We start from the raw sequence: 17411 nt of genomic DNA on the forward strand, positions 1-17411 counted from the left end.
CGAAGTTCCATGATCGCCTTCCGCGTGTTCGGTGGCATTCGGCGGCGCGGTATCTACGACAACATGAAGACCGCAATCGACAAGTCCGGCCGTGGCAAGGAGCGCGACTGTAAAATGCCTCAGCCCTGAGGAGGTCACAGATTTGAAGCGCCGATTTGAATAAGGTCCGTTTTGAGCGGCCGGTCGAAGCGGATGATCCCAAGCCTCGCTGATGGTGCCTCTGAGGTTCCGGAATAGGAGTCGCGTCGGAATGGATAGCGCAAGCTGGAGGCCAGCGGTTCTCGAGGGCTCCATCTTCCGGTCGGCCTAGTCGGCCCGAAGCTGCGATTTTGTCCAGTGATGAACGAAAGTTGAACGTTGCTGTCTACCAGGATCGTTCCTCACCTCCCATGCTCTCTTGATGTCCTTCGAGGCACGCCGAGATCGCCCGCAGCTGGAATTCCAGTGCGGGGCCCTCTGCCGGGAACCGGCCGTCCAGCGCAGAGGTACCGACGGTAAATCCCGCTGCGCCACTCTTGCGAATTGTCTCGACCTGATCCGGCCGGTCCACCGATCCCGCGACTATAATGGGCTTGGGCACAGTTCGGCACACAGCGTCGATGAGAGATGGCACATTGCCTGCCGAACGGTAGGCGAGAAGGTCGAGACCGGCGACACCGGGATGGCTGGCGAGCGCGACGGCGCTTTTGACGATCTCGGCCTGCGATCCTTCGAGAATGCTCGGGTGCCCGACGATGCGACCCGGAAACGGATAGTAGCGGATGGGTGTCCCTTCCAGCAGCGGCAGCACGTCTTCGGCATGGGTGCCACCGAGAAGAAAGTCGACGCCGAGGTCGATCGCCGCCTTGACCGAGCGGATCTCGCTGTCGCGGTCGAGCGATACGACTTCGAGATAGGTGCTGGCTCCGCCCTCGCGGATCTGGCGGGCGAGGCCGGCGAGCGCGTCGAACGGCAGGCCGACGTCCTTGAAGCCGATGTGGCGGATTCCGGCCCGGAGCGCCGTTTCGACGTGGACGGCGGCGTCGGCCACGGTGCGGTCGTTGCGCGTCAGCATGAAGATGAAGTCGAATTGTGTCATGGGGTGCCGGCTTTCTGGTTCTGGAGGGAAGCCTTGAGCCGAAGGGCGTAGTCGAAGGCGGTCTCAAGGCTGGAGGGGTCCGCAACGCCGGACCCCGCGATGTCGAACGCGGTGCCGTGATCGGGGCTGGTGCGCACGAACGGCAGGCCCAGCGTGACGTTCACGCCATGGTCGAGGCCCATATATTTGACCGGGATGAGACCCTGGTCGTGATACTGCGCGACCACGATGTCGAATCTGCCCTTGCGGGCCTGCATGAACACAGTGTCGCCGGGCCATGGGCCGGATGCGTCGATACCTTCGGCACGGGCCGCCTCGATCGCCGGCTGGATGATGCGGATTTCCTCGTCTCCAAAGAGACCGCCTTCGCCGGCATGCGGATTAAGGCCCGCGACAGCGACGCGCGGATGGGCGATGCCAAGCGCCTGCGCGCCGGCATGGGCCAGCCGGATCGCGTCCATCTGCGCCGCGAAATCGCCTTTGCGGATCGCCTCGGACAACGAACAATGGATGGTGACGAGGACCGTGCGAATGTCCTCGTTCGCTAGCATCATGGCGACCTTGGGCGCCCCGCCATGATCGGCCAGGATTTCGGTGTGGCCGGGATAGTGCAGACCGGCGGCTGCAAGCGCTTCCTTGTGAATCGGCGCCGTCACGATGCCGCCCACCCCACCATCCCGCGCCAGTCTGATCGCGACAACGATGGCGTCGAACGCCGCGCGTCCGCTGATGGCCGAAACCTGGCTGACGGGTGGCAGGACGCGAAGCTGCGAGGAGCAAAGCACGTTGAGCGTTCCGTCCTCGAGCACGGTCTCATCGAGGGAAGCGATCGGCCGGACCCGCACTTCAGCATCCAGCGCGCAAAGGGCGTGGTTCATCACCAGCGGATCACCGACGACGATCCAGTGCCGCTTGTCCGGCCGACGGAGATACATTTTTGCGATGATCTCGGGGCCGATGCCGGAGGGGTCACCCATGGTCACGGCTAGAGGAGCGTCAGGGGCGGTCATGGATCAGAGCCTTTCGTGAAAGCGTTTTGCCAGCAGGTCGCGGGCGGCATCAAGGAGTGTCGAAGGTGAGCCGAACCCTCCCGCCTTCATGGCGATGGTGAGCGACGTTCCGTCCGCCCGTTCGGCGTGGCCGACCGGAAAGCCGGGCTCCAACTCGCGGGTGAGACAGAAACGGCTGATGCCGAGGCGGTCGAGCATCGCCGCCATCGTCTCGCCGCCGGTGGCGATCACCGCGTCATAGTCATGCCGGGCGACCGCTGCGGCTGCTTGTCCGGCCAGGTTTGTCGTCACCGCGCTGGCATTCTCCTGCCGTTGCAGTGGTGCCCGAAGGCAAATCACACGGGCGTCGCCGGGAGCGTCGGCCAGGTCGGTGACGACGGGAACGCCTTGTACCCGCAAGGTCTCGCATTGGGCGCGCGTCACCGGATTGGCGCTTCCTGCGACGATCACCACCCGCCCGACGGCTTTGCCCGTTACCGGGCGTCCATCCGGCACGGCAAGGACCAGCGATGCCAGCGCGATGGCGAGACCAGGAGAGCCCACCCAAAGAACAGTCTCAGGATCGGGGACGCTGGCGACTTGCCGGTTCAGTACGTCCTGGCTGTCGGCGTTGAGGATCAGAATGGACCCTTTCGTCGCCGCATCGCCGGAACTGTTTGCCGCGAGAATGATCGGTATCCCCAGGGACGGGTCGATCAGATCGGCAATGCGCGATGTGACTGAGGGATGGACCGGGTCACGGCCATAGACGCTTTGACTCACGGGAATGCCGTTCACCGTCTGGATCCCGCCGACGGTGAGCCGCCCCGCTTCGGGAAAGGCTGGCGCGATGACAAGCCTGCTCCGGCCGCTTGCGCGAAAGGCGGCGGCGACTTCCACGCGGATATGGCCGCGCAGGGTCGAATCGATCGTTTTGAGGAGAAGGCGGGCATTCGAGAGGGCCGACACGGCGTCGGCCGTAGCCCTTGTCGCCTGCCGCATGGCAGAGGCGCGGCTGTTGGTATCGATCGAAGCGACGGCTCCGTTTTCCGTGCCGTCGACTTGTCGCTTGATCACAGGTGCATAGCCTCTCGCGAGAAAGGCCGCCGCGCCGTCGGCAGCGCTGGTCAGATCGTCGGCGATTATCCCGACCAGGAGAGATGTGTTCCGCTTCATGTTGGTGAGAATAGCAGAACGATCGGCATCGATTATCCATATGATCTGACGATTAGTGGTGATATGTGATCACCAATGAAACGATCTGACGTACCTTCTCTGGACGATCTGCGTGCCTTCGAGACAGTGGCGCGTCTAGGATCGGTGCGTGCTGCGGCTTTCGAACTCGCGCTGACGCATGGTGCAGTCAGCCGTCGCGTCTCCAAACTCTCCGCTGATCTTGGCTTGCGCTTGCTCGAAGCGGACGGACGCGGAGTGCGTCTGACCGCCGACGGCGAGAAGCTGGCGGAGGCGACCGGCAAGGCGTTCAGCTTAATCACTGATACGTTGGCAGAAATCAGATCCAACTCGACACCCATTCCGATCATCCTATCCTGCGAGCGCTCGCTGGCGATGCGCTGGCTGATTCCGCGCCTGTCTGGGTTTCAAGATCGATACCCGGATGTCGAGGTCCATCTGTCGACTGGCGGCGGTGGGCTCGACTTCGCGCGCGACCGGGTGACGCTTGCGATCCGCCGTCTCGATTTTCTGGTGGACCCGGAATGGACCATCATCAGGCTGATGCCCGAGCGTGTCGGTCCGGTAATGCTACCATCCCTGCGCAAGCGGTTCGAGAGTGGCGACTATGTGGCGCTCGGATCACGGACGCGACCGAATGCTTGGGAAGCGTGGTTCGACGAGCACATTGATGCGCCGCGTCCTCGAGCGACCCGATTGCTGGATCATCATTTCCTGATGGCAGAAGCGGCCCTGGGTGGTCTTGGCGTTGCTCTTGCACCACAAGCGATTGCAGCGGATGACGTCGCGAATGGGCGATTGGAAGCACCACTCGGCTTTGAACGCGACGGAACCGACTACGGCCTGATCCATCCGAAGTCGATCATTGTTTCTACCGGCCTCTCCGCATTGCGCGATTGGCTGACCGCAGAGTCCGAGAGATCGTTCAAGCGGCAGGTGCCTGAGAACACCTAAACTAAGAAAATAAGGTCGCCTTTGCGCCCGTATCGGTCGCTGCTCGCAGCACCCGCTTGGTCTGGGCATCCACCCCGTTGGCGGCTCGACTCAGGAGACAGGGCTAGCGCCCTAAAGGTCGGTTTCGGCTCAGGCGGGGCGAAAGGGACAGCACTGCGAAAGGGCGTGCTGGTTTTGCGGTCGACCGGAGGGCCTTCTGCTGAATGACCATGCATTGCGGCACATTCTGCCAAACGCCTGCGATTATGCTCGGCTGATAGGGCAGATTGACAGGAATCAAGGACATGGATCGCTTCCGGCCGAAATACGTGACTTTTGATTGCCACGGCACGCTAATCAATTTCCAAATGGCCGAAGCTGCTAAGGATCTGTTCGGTCATATTCTGGATGGACCGCGCATGGACGAATTCATCAGAAACTTCCAAGGCTACCGCCTCGATGAGGTGCTGCAGGACTGGAAGCCTTATGCAGATGTCGTTCACAACGCACTGGAACGCACCTGCCGCCGCAACAACGTCGCATTCCGAGCCGAAGACGCCGAAACGATCTACAACCGCATTCCGACCTGGGGGCCGCATCCGGACGTACCAGAGGGATTGGCTAAACTGGCCAAAGAAATTCCGCTGGTGATCCTTTCGAACTCCATGATGGCCCAAATTCCGTCGAACGTGGCAAAGCTCGGCGCGCCGTTTCATGCCGTCTACACCGCTGAACAGGCCGGTGCCTATAAGCCGCACTTCAAGGCGTTCGAGTATATGTTCGACATGCTGGGATGCGGACCCGAGGACATAACGCACGTTTCCTCGTCTTTCCGCCACGACCTGATGTCCGCCTATGATCTGGGGATCAAGAACAAGATCTGGGTTAATCGCGGCCATGAGCCTGCCAACCCCTACTACGAGTACACGGAAATCCGCGATGTGACGCAGCTACCGGGCGTTTTCGGACTCTGAGGGCGAGGACCTGCCGGGGCCTTGCAGGGCACCGCGCCCATTTTTGCGAGAGCTGCCAGCGGCGCCGTCTCAAATACCGCGAGAAATAGAACTGCGGGCGTCATCGCTGGAGCGCGCCATCTGTCGAAGCATGAAGAACAACCGTCCCCAACAGGCGAGGATCTTTCGAATTGGGTGCTTATGGTGATCTGGTCCCCGATGAAGAAGCAGGTCAGCTCAATGGCTCTATGACGGCAGGATGCGCCCATCTGCCTTGCGCGGCAGCTTCAACCGAAGCCTATTTTCGCGCTGCCGCCGCAATCCTGGCAATGCGGCCGGGCTCCTCCGAACCGGACATGTCGGCGGCCCTACTGAAGCGCCACTACGGATTGACGGGATCGATCGCGACATTGTCCTCCGAGGTTGAGCGCACCGTTGAGGTCAACCTGTCGGACGGTCGCCGGTTGATCCTGAAGACGTCGGCAAGACCGGAGGCGGTCGACAGCTTTCGTTTTCAAACCGCCGCTATGGCCGGATTGCAAGGGGCCGCGGGCTTCGTTGCACCCGAAGTGCTCCGCACCAGCAACGGCGCATTGATGTTCGAGCAAGAGGGGGTGTGCGGGTACTTGCAGACCCGGATTGAGGGCATCCCGCTGCACCAGGCTACGCCAACTCCCGACCTGCTTTTTCGAACCGGCAGTGCTCTCGCCCGGCTGGACCTAGCTCTTGAGCTGGTCAGTGTACCCGCGGTCCACCGCCCCGTTCTTTGGCACGTCGGTTGCTGGTCGCGGTTGACGGAACTACAGCAATACCTGCCATCCGGGACCATTGCCGATAGTGTACGCGTGGCGATGGCGGAGTATGTGGAGTTGGTTGAGCCACAAATCTCGAATGTGGCATGGCAGGTAACTCATAATGATCCCAGCCCGTTCAACATGATGGTGACAGGCCAGGGAATGAGCTTCATCGATTTCGGCGATGGCTGCTGGAGCCCCAGGATCCAGGATCTGGCGATCGCAGCAAGTCACGTCGTAAAGGATCCGACCCTTCCTTTGGGCGGGGCTGAACATCTTATCGCCGGCTATGCCTCTGTCATTCCACTTTCGGCGCTGGAAGCAAAACTGCTCGTCGGACTGATGCGGGCGCGACAAAGCGCATTGATCTTGGTCAACTACTGGCGATCCCACCTTTTTCCGGCCGACGCCCAGTACATCAAAAAGAATGTCGCGCGTGCCGAGCACGGACTTTCCATCCTGGCGACTCTTGGTGCCGCATCGGGCGAGGAGGCAGTCATGGCGGCAATGCCGTCGTTTCAGCCGTAACACATTTCGGTTCGCTCGACCGGCACGGTAGCCAAAAGACGAACCGCGAATTGATCAAGGTACTCTTTCAAATAGGCAGCAGCACCATGTCCACAGATCTCATGCCTAATCGCTACAGGCCCGGCGAGTCCGACCTTCCCAGGCGCGAGTCCGAGCTAATTGCTCGCCGTGACGAAGTACTTGGGGCCTCTTATCGGCTTCAGTACCGCCGGCCCGTGCACTTCGTTCGTGGCGAAGGCATGTGGCTCTACGATCCTGACGGGCGTGCCTACCTTGATTTCTACAATAACGTGCCGTCGCTCGGCCATTGCCACCCAGAAGTAAACGCCGCAATGGCTGAACAGGCGGGCCGGATCAGCGCCAACACGCGCTATCTCGAGCCAAAACTCATCGACTATGCCGAGCGACTGGTCGACACTTTCCCAAGCGAGCTCGACCGGGTGGTTTTTACTTGCACGGGGAGTGAATCCAACGATCTGGCCCTGCGTATTGCGCGATTTGCGAGCGGCAACGAAGGCGTGATCGTCTCGACTTACGCGTATCACGGTACCAGTGCGGCTACTGCCGCGGTTTCCCCGAACCTGGGCGACGCGGTCAAGCTCAGCCCATTCGTGCGCATGGTATCCCTACCTGGGCCGGCAGGGGTGCCGGAAGCCCAGGCTGCGGACTTTTTCGAGAAACAGATTCGTTCGGCCATTGTGGATTTGAACCGTCGTGGCATCGGCGTTGCGGCCCTGCTCATCGACAGTATTTTTTCCAGCGATGGCGTATGGGTCGATCCCCCTGGTTTCATTGCCAGTGGAGTTGCGGCCGTGCGGGAGGCAGGTGGTCTCGTCATCGCCGACGAAGTTCAACCGGGCTTCGGGCGAACCGGCGCTCATATGTGGGGCTTTGAGCGGCACGGGATCGTTCCGGATCTTGTTACCCTCGGCAAGCCGATGGGCAACGGATTTCCAATTGGCGCTGTCGTTGGTCGCAAAGCACCGATGGAGCAATTTGGTGCCACCTCTCGCTACTCGAACACATTCGCCGGAAATACGGTTGGCATAGCGACCGCGGACGCCGTGCTGACGATCCTGCAGCGTGACCAGATCCCCCAGAAAGCGCTTGCCATGAGCCAGCGCCTCCGAGCCGGGCTGGAGAAAATCGCGCAGCAGCCTTACGGAGTTCGTGCCATCCGAAATGCCGGTCTGTTCTTTGGCGTCGATATAGGGCCTGAGGGCACCCCGGCGGCAAGCCGGCGGGCAATGGCGCTGGATGTGGTGGACGCAATGCGGGACGACGGCGTCCTTGTCAGCACGACAGGGGCCAACGAGGATTCGCTTAAAGTGCGCCCGCCGCTCGTTTGCCAGGCCGAGCATGTCGACCTCTTCCTTGCAGCCATGGAGCGGGCGCTCATCAAGGTCGCAGGCTAGACCGCATACCTGCGAGCAGGTGGCCAGGTCCTGGTTCAATGGGTGCCGAGATTGGCGGTGTCGGTCGGCCACTTTGGGGCCTCTCGGCGGGATCAGGGAAGGATATCCTTCAGCCGATAATAGGTGCCCACCATTGGCAGGGACCACGGCTTGCCCGTATGCAGCGGGACGGCATTCCAGTCCATGCCACCGATTGGATTGGTATCTGTGCGGCCCATGGCAATGTCCGCTAGCACACTTCCGATCAGCGTCGAGAGCTGCGCGCCATGTCCTGAATAGCCCATGCCGTAGATCAGGCCATTGGCGGTGCCGGCGCGCGGATAGCGGTCTTGCGTGCAGCCGACGAGACCGCCCCATGGGGCGTTCACATCAAGATCTTATCCGGCTGACAGAGCATTTTCTCAGCGCGCAGCGATAGTCGATCCAGTCTAAAAAGACCCGTCCGTCGACCTTGATAGGTCTTCATATGCGTTTACTTCCTCAAGCCGGGCTTCAAGTGCTGGCTTGAAGGCAGCAAGTGCATCACTTCCCGCCAGAAACTGCTTCGGCGGATTTTCCATGGTGGCAATTTTCACGAGGATATTGCCGAGCTTGGCGGGATCGCCCTGCTGCTTGCCGTCATAACCCGACCACATATCCTCGGCGCTGCCTTCAACTGCGTAGTCCTCGATCGTGCCGCTGCCATACTTGGCATTTTTGGCGTCCAGCAGGTCTGTCCGGAAGAAGCCCGGTTCGACGGTCGTGATCTTGATGCCGAATTGTTCGACCTCCTGAGCCACTGACTGCGACAGGCCTTCGACGGCGAACTTGGCGGCGCTGTAGGCGCTGCAGTGCTTGAAACCCATGATCCCCGCAAGCGACGTGATGTTGATGATCCGGCCGGACCTCTGCTTGCGCATGACCGGAAGGACGGCGCGCATGACATGCATGACACCGAGGAAATTGGTCGACATCAGCCCGCCGATCTCGGCCGTGGTCAACTCTTCGAAGTTGCCGAGCAGGCTGTAGCCTGCGACATTACCCACGACGTCGATATGCCCGAAGATCTGGACGGCTTCATCGACCGCCGCCTTCACCCGGGTTTCATCCGTGACGTCCAGTTGAACGAAGGTGAGGTTGTCGCCGGTGATGTCGCTCAGAGCGTTCCGGACCTTGTCGAGATTACGACCTGTCGCCACCACGCGCTCGCCAGCCTTCAAGGCTGCCCTTGCTGTTGCTGCGCCGATGCCACTGCCCGCACCCGTGATAAACCATACCCTACTCATGTTTTGCTCCTGTTTTCGAATGCCGGGAAGATCGATGGCGCAAGGCGATCCGATTGGCTTGCATTGTCCGAATGGACCTGGAAATTGTCACGCTGGCGGGACGAATCCTTGTGTGATGACGACCGATCCTTCGGTCGAGGCGATGCGGAACTGCTTCGCGGCGGTATATTCCGGCGAGTTGTAGAACCGCTCGGCGTCGGCCACACTCGGGAACTCGGCGATGGCCAAGGCCGACTTCGGCTCGCCTTCCACCGCGTCCGCGTTCAGGTTGAAGACGATGATCTTGCCGCCGTATTTCGGAGCAAGCGGGCCTGCCTCATCCATGTATTTCTGGAAGACCGCCTGATCGGTGATCATGTAGTTCGCGATCATGTAACCCGGTGCCTGAGTATCCTGCGCATAGGCTGGTGCGCCAAGGACGAGGATGACGGCTGCGGCAACGCCAACAATGAACTTCTTCATTTTAGTCTCCTTCGATTTTTGAGTGTGGTGGTCATAACGAGCCGTCCGTCGACCTGGAAAGCTCATCGTGGCATGTCGCTCAGACGCTCCTCGATGCCGGGCATGATCATTCCGATCGCATCCGTTCCGGCGACAAAGGTTTTGGGCGGGTTTTCCATGGCGGCGATCTTGAGGAGAGCAGCGCCGAGCCGGCCAGCATCGCCAGGCTGTGCCCCGTGATAGGCCGACCAAAACGATTGCGATGTTGCCTCGTCGGCGTAGTCGTCGATACCGCTCTTCGGAACGTAGCGGACGTTCTGACTGTCCAGGAGATCGGTGCGGAAGGCGCCGGGCTCGGCGGTCGTGATCTTGATGCCGAACGGCTCGACCTCGATCCCGACAGAGAACGCAAGGCCCTCAATCGCGAACTTGGTTGCGGAATAGGCGCCGCAGTGCTTGAGGCCGACAACGCCGGCGGCAGCGCCGATGTTGATGATGTAGCCCGAGCGCTGCTTGCACATCACCGGAAGGACCGCACGCATGACATGCACGACGCCGTAGAAATTGGTGGCGAACTGGGCTTCGATCTCCGGGAGGGGCGTCTCTTCAAATTGCCGAGCAGGCAGTAGCCCGCGCTGTTGACAGCCACGTCGATGCGGCCGAAGCGCGCGACCGCCTCCTCGATGACGGACTTTGTCTGCGCCTTGCCCGTCACGTCCAACTGGACGAGCGCCAGATTGTCGCCGGCAACGTCGTCGAGAGCCTTGCGGGCCTTGTTGAGATTCCTGGCGGTCGCGACCACGCTGTCGCCAGCCCTTCAAGGCCGCTCTGGCGGTCCCGGCGCCAATGCCGCTGCTCACACCGGTGATGAGCCAAACCTTGTTCATGGCTAACTCCTGTCTTCGATGAGCAGGAAAATGGAGCGCCCGGTTTGGTCTGAATAGCAGCTATAATCTGCATGAAGTTAGAAATGGCATTGATAAATGCCCCCGCGCCGGAGGAAGCGTCTGACAGCGCAAAGTGGAAACGCTGGATGATTGATGGGTTAGCGGCTGCTATCCCCTCGAGGGCGTCGGACGACGAATGACCTTCGGCCGCGCCTTTCCCTTGTAGCGGAGTGCATCGACGAGAAGGAGGAAGGCCGGCGTATGCTGCCGTCGGCTGGGGTAGTAAAGATGATAGCCGGAGATCGGCTGGCACCAGTCTTCCAGCACCCGGATCAGACGCCCGCTGGCCACATGCTCGGAAACCTGACTTTCGAACGTGTAGGCCAGTCCCAGTCCATCGAGAGCAGCGTTTTCCAACATTTCGTTGTCGTTGAGGATGAGCGCCCCGTTGACCCGGACCTCAAGCTCAACGCCATCGCGCTCGAATTCCCAGGCATAGAGCCCGCCACTGGTGGTCTGGCGGTAGTTTGCGCAGTTGTGCTCGCTCAGATCACGCGGCGTTTGCGGAACTTTTCGCTTGGCAAAGTAGGATGGGGAGCCGACCACCGCCATGCGGATATCCGGGCTGACCCGAACCGATATCATATCCTTCTGTACCTGCTCACCCAGGCGAACGCCGGCATCAAATCTTCCGGCGACGATATCCGTCAGGCCTTCATCAACACTGATCTCGACCGCAATGTCCGGATACTCCGGCAGGAGTTTCACAAGCGCGGGCCAGAGCACCATTCTGGCGGCATGCCGGAAGGTCGTGATGCGGATCGTGCCGGCCGGCTTGTCGCGAAGTGCAGTGAGCGCGGCGACTTCGCTGTCGATATGGTCGAATGCCGGGCGCAGGCTATGAAGCAGCCTTTCTCCAGCATCCGTCAAAGACAAACTGCGCGTCGTTCGCGCGATCAATCGCAGTCCGAGCCGTTCTTCCAGCATGCGGACGGAATAGCTCAGAGCGGACTGGGAAAGGCCGAGCTTCGCGGCCGCACGTGTGAAGCTTCCCTCCTCGGCAACCGCGATGAACGCGGCGAATTCACTGAAGTCGCCCTTTCTCATTTATAAATCCCATTTCTAACTTCATGCAAATTATAGCAGCTAATTAGCATGCCCGTCCTCCGCTATTTGCTCTCCAACACCACACGTTGCGGCATCGGCAAACGGACGAGGACGAGTTCATGGCATACGATCTCAACGTCAACGGCGAGCAGCGCAGCGTCGAGGTAGATGGCGATACGCCGCTGCTCTGGGTTATCCGCGACGTGCTGGGAATGACCGGCACCAAGTACGGATGCGGCATTGCGCAGTGCGGCGCCTGCACCGTCCACATCGATGGCGAACCGGCCCGGTCCTGCCAGACTCCGGTCGACAGCGTCGGCAGCTCCACGGTCACGACGATCGAGGCGATCCACAATACCCCGAGCGGCCTCAAGGTTCAGAAGGCCTGGCAGGATCTCGACGTGGTGCAGTGCGGATACTGCCAGTCCGGGCAGATCATGTCGGCGGCGGCTCTGCTGTCCGAGAAATCCAACCCGACGGATGCCGACATCGACGAGGCCATGTCGGGCAACATCTGTCGCTGTGGCACCTATGTCCGCATTCGCGAAGCGATCAAGTACGCCGCGAAGCTCGACGGCAACGCGAAGCAGGGGGGCTGAAAATGTATAAGGAGAATCGTTCATCCAACGCATTGCCCGTTGAGACGCAATTGACTAGGCGTTCATTCCTGCGCGCCGGCGTTGCTGCCGGAAGCGGGTTGTTAATTTCCATCAATGCTCCGATGTTCGGTGCGGACAGCGCTGCTGCCGCTGACAAATCGGCGGCCGATTTCGCACCTGGTGCTTTCATCCGGATCGACAAGACCGGCCGGGTGACGGCGATCATTTCGCAGGTCGAAATCGGGCAAGGCATTCAGACGGCACTACCCATGCTGATTGCCGAAGAACTGGAAGTTGAAACCGCTCAGATTATCGTGGAACAGGCGCCGCCCAATGACGCCCTCTATGCCAATCCGATGACGGGTTTTCAGAATACAGGCGGGTCCAACTCCGTTGGAGCCTTCTACGAGCCCTTCCGGCAGGCCGGCGCCTTGGCGCGCACGATGCTCGTTGCAGCGGCAGCAGAAACGTGGAGCGTTGATGCGGCCAGCTGCCGGGCTGAAAAGGGAACGGTAATTCACGACGCGACCCAGCGGACCATTTCCTATGGGGATCTGACGACCAAGGCGGCTACGCTGCCGATGCCGGAGAAGGTCGCGCTGAAGGATCCCAAGGATTTCAAGATCATTGGAAAGTCGCTGAAGCGGCTAGATTCTGTCGACAAGACAACCGGCCGAGCCCGGTTCAGCATAGATTTCACAATGCCGGGCCTGAAGATCGCGATACCCCAGGCTTCGCCTGTCATCGGCGGCAAACTGGCCGGCATGGACGAGAAGGCCGCACTTGCCGTCGCTGGTGTTCGCCAAGTCATTCGTTTCGACGATCTCGTGGTGGTGGTTGCCGATCACACGGGCGCGGCTAGAAAGGGGCTTGAGGCTCTCAACCCGCAATGGAGCGGTGGCGCTGCAACATTTTCGACGGCCCAACTCGTGAGCGACCTTGACAACGCGATCGCCGGTGACGCGGTCGTCGCAACAAACGAGGGCGACGTCGCCACCGCTATGTCCGCCGGAGCCAAGACTTTGGAGGCTCGCTATCAATCGCCACTGCTCGCCCACGCCACGATGGAGCCAATGAGTTGCACGATCTGGAACTCCGAGAACGGCTGTGAGGTCTGGGTCGGTTCGCAAGTTCTAACGCGTGCGCAGGCGGCGGTCGCCGAAGCCATGGGGCTTCCCGTGGAAAAGGTGACAGTCCACAACTTCCCTATGGGCGGTGGCTTCGGTCGCCGCCTGGAAACCGACTATGTCGTACAGGCGGCACGGATCGCCAAACAAGTTTCCTTCCCTGTAAAGGTCATCTGGACTCGCGAAGAGGACTTCCGGAACGACTATTTCCGTCCCGCCTATGTGGACAAGCTTTCGGCGAGCCTTGATGCGGATGGGGCGCCGACGGGCTTTTCGCATCGCGTCGCTGGGTCGAGCATCATGGCGCGTTGGGCCCCGGCTTGGTTCAATAAGGGTTTGGATCCGGATAGTGTCGACGGGGCTGCCGGGCAATACAAATTCGCTAATGTGCTTACCGAGTATAGCCGTTCGGAACCCGCAGCGGGCCTGACGACCGGCTGGTGGCGGGGCGTTGGGGTGACCCATAATTCCTTCCCCGTCGAGGGCTTCATCGACGAGATGGCCGAAGCAGCGGGCAAGGATCCGGTTGCCTTCCGCAGAGAGCTGCTGACAGAGTCGCCCCGGGCTCTGGGAGTCCTGAACCTTGTCGCTGAAAAGGCCGGCTGGGGCACCCCCCTGGATAAAGGACGGGCACGTGGTGTGTCGGTGATCCATCTGTTCGGTACGCATGCAGCGCAAGTGGCAGAAGTCTCGCTCAACGACAACGGCGAGATCCGACTTGACCGGGTCTTCTGCGCAATCGACTGCGGAAGAGTAGTCAACCCGACCGGTGCCAAGGCTCAGATTGAGGGGGGCATCATCTTCGGGGCCAGCGCGGCACTCTATGATGCGATCGAGATCGAGAGCGGACAGGTCGCACAGACCAACTTCGACACCTACCGGGTCATGCGGATCGACGAGGCGCCAAAGATCGAGGTCTTTTTTGTCGACAATGATCAGCCACCCACCGGGACTGGCGAGCTTGGTACTGCGGCAATAGGAGCGGCAATCGGCAATGCAGCCTCCGCGCTGCTGGGCAAACGGATCCGCAGCCTTCCGGTTGTGACTACCGCGTGAGCGATCGATCTGTCTTTCCAGAATGGCAGGGTTCTGAAGGTCTCAGGGCAGGGCGTTCGGCATCTCCAGAGGGGACCGAAAGCAACACAAGCAGGTTGTCGACAATCTAACAAGGACGATTGTCGGGATTCTGGTGGGACGCGCTTCGGGACCGGGTGCTGATGCGTGCGGATGAGAACGCAGACCACGTCGGTGGGCGTGGAAGTCGCCTTTCGCGATTCAGCAGCGGTCTCCTCCGAGGGTCGTTCGTAGGAGTTCATTCTCAAAGCAAGGCTTGGTCGTCGCTGCCTTTCGTGTGTACCACGTGTGCATTGAGAAGTGAAATGTAGCCAAAAGGCTTGGCGGTGCGGCGGCTTAATCGTAAGTTTGGCTACGCTTCCATCGGTCTGCTGCATCGCAGTTCGATCAGGCGCCCCAACTTGCGTACTCGGGATCCAAACCGAATGTCCGCTCATGGTAGCGCAAAGCCGCCTGTTGCCTCTGCACCAACGGTGTCCGCTTTTGGGGATGGACGCGATAATTTCAATGACCGCCTTGCGGCGCAAATCGGACGTTGGCCACGTCCGACTCCAAGGGTGCCGTATGCGGTCATCACGCGGGTCCGCAATGGACTGGAATTTTACCATCTGAACCGGAACGAACAGGCAATGACTCGGGCCATTGAGGTACATTCATCAAACTCGGGCCTCGATTAGAAACGGCCCATGGCGCGACAAGGCCGCGTCAAGCAGCGTACTGAACGTCTCGCAGGTGGTGGCAACTGCTGCCTCGACTCCCAAACCGCGCGCAAGGGAGACCCAATCGATTGGGGGATTATCGAGATCGAGCATTCGTTGAGCATTTGTCCCGATGGAGGCGACCCCCACGTTACGCATCTCGGCGTGGAGGATGGCGTAAGTCCGATTCGAGAAGATGATCGTCGTCACGTCGAGATGCTCGCGGGCTTGCGTCCAAAGCCCCTGCACGGTGTACATGGCGCTCCCGTCGGCCTGGAGATTAATTACCTTTCGATCCGGGCACCCGATAGCAGCACCAGTTGCCAGAGGGATGCCGTCACCGATGGATCCTCCCGTCGGCGAGATGAAGTCATGTGGAGCCGCAAAGGCGGAGAGCGCGAAGAACCGTCGGCCAGAGGTAATCGCCTCCTCGCATATGACGGCGTTCTCGGGAATTTTGTGCGCCACAATAACCGCAACCGCATCGTCGGTCAGTTGTGCAACTGGATAGCCTTCGTTCCCATTTGGCGTGATCAGTTGCAGCGACTGCGTTCGCTTCACGCCGAGCTCGTCATGCAGTGCTTCCAGCGCTCCCTTCAAATCCTCGCCGTGCTTGGCCAAGGTCAGGACCGTACAACCATCCCGAACCAGTCTGCCGGGCTTTCCGGGGTACGCGAAGAACGCCACCGGTTCCGGCGCGCCGACAAGAACTAGCAGGTCGACGTCCTTCAAGACTTCGAGCGCCAAGTCGATCGGATAAGGAATGCGCACCGGAGCGACTCGCCCGAGGCCACGCTGAGTGTGGGCTACCAACACTTCGTTGAAGAGCCGAACGTCGCACGCAATCGCGATCCGGCCTGCGATTGTAAGAGCGTCGGCGCGCGCAGCGGTTCCGCCGACAACCATTGCGACGCGCCCCGGATTGGCGCGGATGGCGCTTGCCACCGCTCGCACCGTTTGAGGATCGGGCGCGCGAGGTGCGTCGATCGATATCTTTCGCGAAGGCGAAGGCGTGGCAACTTCTCCCCACGCGGCATCGGCAGGCAGAATCATCGTTGCAACTCCTGGCGGCGACAACGAGGCACGATAGACCGCCTCAGCCGTAGGGCCGACATCCAGGGAACCGTTGACGCGACGCACCCAATTCGACATCGGCGCTGCCAGTCCTTCGATGTCCGTGGTCAATGGCGCGTCGAGCGGAAGGTGATAGGAAGCATGGTCACCCACGATATTTATCATCGGTGTGCGAGCGCGGCGGGCGTTGTGCAAATTGGCCAGCCCATTGGCCAGCCCTGGTCCTGTGTGAAGCAAGGTTGCGGCGGGGCGACCGGTCATTCGTGCGTAGCCGTCGGCAGCGCCGGTGACCACGCCCTCGCTGAGACCGAGCACGCATCGCAATTCGGGCTTGCGATCCAGCGCAGCAACGAAATGCATTTCAGAAGTTCCCGGATTGGCGAAGCATACAGTCACATCATTCGCCAAAAGCACTTCAGCGAGGACATCCGCCCCATTCATACGAACCGCTTGACTGTCTGCCCTCACGTGCGCCCCCCGATGATCTCACCACGGGCATCTTTGCATGTCTTCGCGGATCGTCCAGAATAAGTTTTGCTGATCCGCGAAATCGAGCGCTGGCACACCCCGAAACACAAATCCCCATAGCTCACTGCGTGCGGGCCGCGGGTTCCTGCATGAGAGACTTTCGTACGCCTGACGGCACCCGAAACCCTTCAGCATTGCAGTCATTCCGACGGTCGCGTCCATTCCTCAAAAGCGGACGGCAACAGACAGCTTTGCGCCAGAAGGCAGACAACTTCCCGAGTTCAGCGAGGATCGCAGAACCCGATTTGATGCCGTCGATGAAGCACAACGGCGACGAACCGGGAGAACGCCCGATGACCCGACATAGACCGATTGCACGCAGGACCGTGCCACGCCGGCACCGGCCAACCGGATGGTCTGTGGCCGGTGCCGTGGCGCTTGCCGCCGACGAGTTCATCCACCGCTTCCTGCTCCATGTCCTGCCGCGTGGGTTCCACCGCATCCGTCACTATGGGCTGCTCGCCAGCTCCGCCCGCAAGCCAGCCTCGCACTCGCGCGCGAACTGCTGAACGTCGCTCCGCCGCCCGAATACGACACTCCGGAAGAACCGGCTGACGTCCGCCCGCCTTGCCCTTGCTGCGGCGGACGCATGGTCATCATCGAGACGTTCGAACGGCGGACGCAGCCGCGCGCGCCACCGGACACCTGTCGCGACCTTCCGCATGGGGTGCGGTTGGCGTGTCGAGGAAGCGGCTTCCGGGCGATGCCGCAGAGCCTGTCGCAGTCA

General features: G+C 60.8%; 13 protein-coding genes and 3 pseudogenes. 7 read left to right on the forward strand and 9 right to left on the reverse strand.

Going from position 1 to position 17411, the window contains the following annotated elements; genetic code table 11:
- Positions 1–364 precede the first annotated feature (364 nt).
- Genes IHQ72_RS21370 through IHQ72_RS21380 form a run of 3 tightly spaced genes read right to left on the reverse strand, consistent with a single transcriptional unit; the run spans position 365 to position 3243 of the window.
- Positions 365–1078 carry a beta/alpha barrel domain-containing protein gene (locus tag IHQ72_RS21370; protein ID WP_258117061.1) on the reverse strand — a complete coding sequence of 238 codons (714 nt, stop codon included), beginning with the start codon at positions 1076–1078 and terminating at the stop codon, positions 365–367.
- A complete protein-coding gene (pdxA, locus tag IHQ72_RS21375; protein WP_258117062.1) occupies positions 1075–2088 on the reverse strand; it encodes a 4-hydroxythreonine-4-phosphate dehydrogenase PdxA in 1014 nt (337 codons plus the stop codon). Before pdxA ends, IHQ72_RS21370 begins: the two co-directional genes overlap by 4 nt.
- 3 nt (positions 2089–2091) lie before the next feature.
- Entirely contained in the window at positions 2092–3243 is a 1152-nt protein-coding gene (locus tag IHQ72_RS21380; protein WP_258117063.1) for a four-carbon acid sugar kinase family protein, read from the reverse strand.
- 75 nt (positions 3244–3318) lie between these two features.
- Between IHQ72_RS21380 and IHQ72_RS21385 the strand changes: the two genes are divergently transcribed.
- From IHQ72_RS21385 to IHQ72_RS21400, 4 genes are all read left to right on the forward strand, one after another.
- The gene (locus tag IHQ72_RS21385) at positions 3319–4215 is read left to right on the forward strand and encodes a LysR family transcriptional regulator (protein ID WP_258117065.1); all 897 of its coding nucleotides are present in this window, start codon (positions 3319–3321) and stop codon (positions 4213–4215) included.
- A gap of 284 nt (positions 4216–4499) precedes the next feature.
- The gene (locus IHQ72_RS21390) at positions 4500–5168 is read left to right on the forward strand and encodes a haloacid dehalogenase type II (RefSeq protein ID WP_258117066.1); all 669 of its coding nucleotides are present in this window, start codon (positions 4500–4502) and stop codon (positions 5166–5168) included.
- Positions 5169–5338: 170 nt separating this feature from the next.
- The gene (locus tag IHQ72_RS21395; protein ID WP_258117067.1) at positions 5339–6469 is read left to right on the forward strand and encodes a phosphotransferase enzyme family protein; all 1131 of its coding nucleotides are present in this window, start codon (positions 5339–5341) and stop codon (positions 6467–6469) included.
- An 86-nt stretch (positions 6470–6555) separates the two neighbouring features.
- A complete protein-coding gene (locus IHQ72_RS21400; RefSeq protein ID WP_258123899.1) occupies positions 6556–7884 on the forward strand; it encodes an aspartate aminotransferase family protein in 1329 nt (442 codons plus the stop codon).
- A gap of 92 nt (positions 7885–7976) precedes the next feature.
- Here IHQ72_RS21400 and IHQ72_RS21405 read toward each other — a convergent pair.
- The 5 genes and pseudogenes from IHQ72_RS21405 to IHQ72_RS21425 all read right to left on the reverse strand — a co-directional run.
- Positions 7977–8243, reverse strand: a pseudogene (locus tag IHQ72_RS21405) (FAD-dependent oxidoreductase); the annotation flags it as partial.
- A gap of 69 nt (positions 8244–8312) precedes the next feature.
- On the reverse strand, positions 8313–9083 hold the full coding sequence (locus IHQ72_RS21410; RefSeq protein ID WP_258117068.1) for an SDR family NAD(P)-dependent oxidoreductase: 771 nt from the start codon (positions 9081–9083) through the stop codon (positions 8313–8315).
- A gap of 153 nt (positions 9084–9236) precedes the next feature.
- Entirely contained in the window at positions 9237–9611 is a 375-nt protein-coding gene (locus tag IHQ72_RS21415; protein ID WP_258117069.1) for a DUF1330 domain-containing protein, read from the reverse strand.
- A 62-nt stretch (positions 9612–9673) separates the two neighbouring features.
- Positions 9674–10392, reverse strand: a pseudogene (locus IHQ72_RS21420) (SDR family NAD(P)-dependent oxidoreductase).
- A gap of 253 nt (positions 10393–10645) precedes the next feature.
- Positions 10646–11584 (reverse strand): LysR family transcriptional regulator, encoded by a 939-nt coding sequence (locus IHQ72_RS21425; protein WP_258117070.1) that lies wholly within the window; start codon positions 11582–11584, stop codon positions 10646–10648.
- 119 nt (positions 11585–11703) lie between these two features.
- Between IHQ72_RS21425 and IHQ72_RS21430 the strand changes: the two genes are divergently transcribed.
- Complete coding sequence (locus tag IHQ72_RS21430) at positions 11704–12183, forward strand: (2Fe-2S)-binding protein (RefSeq protein ID WP_258117071.1); 480 nt, start codon at positions 11704–11706, stop codon at positions 12181–12183.
- A 2-nt stretch (positions 12184–12185) separates the two neighbouring features.
- The gene (locus IHQ72_RS21435; RefSeq protein ID WP_258117072.1) at positions 12186–14366 is read left to right on the forward strand and encodes a xanthine dehydrogenase family protein molybdopterin-binding subunit; all 2181 of its coding nucleotides are present in this window, start codon (positions 12186–12188) and stop codon (positions 14364–14366) included.
- A gap of 674 nt (positions 14367–15040) precedes the next feature.
- On the opposite strand, the gene IHQ72_RS21440 is transcribed toward IHQ72_RS21435, so the two are convergent.
- The gene (locus IHQ72_RS21440; RefSeq protein WP_258117076.1) at positions 15041–16597 is read right to left on the reverse strand and encodes an acetolactate synthase large subunit; all 1557 of its coding nucleotides are present in this window, start codon (positions 16595–16597) and stop codon (positions 15041–15043) included.
- Positions 16598–17061: 464 nt separating this feature from the next.
- Here IHQ72_RS21440 and IHQ72_RS37135 point away from each other — a divergent pair.
- Positions 17062–17324: pseudogene (locus tag IHQ72_RS37135) on the forward strand (transposase); the annotation flags it as partial.
- Positions 17325–17411 lie beyond the last annotated feature (87 nt).

The sequence above is a fragment of the Mesorhizobium onobrychidis genome (assembly GCF_024707545.1).
Classification (GTDB): Bacteria; Pseudomonadota; Alphaproteobacteria; order Rhizobiales; family Rhizobiaceae; genus Mesorhizobium; species Mesorhizobium onobrychidis.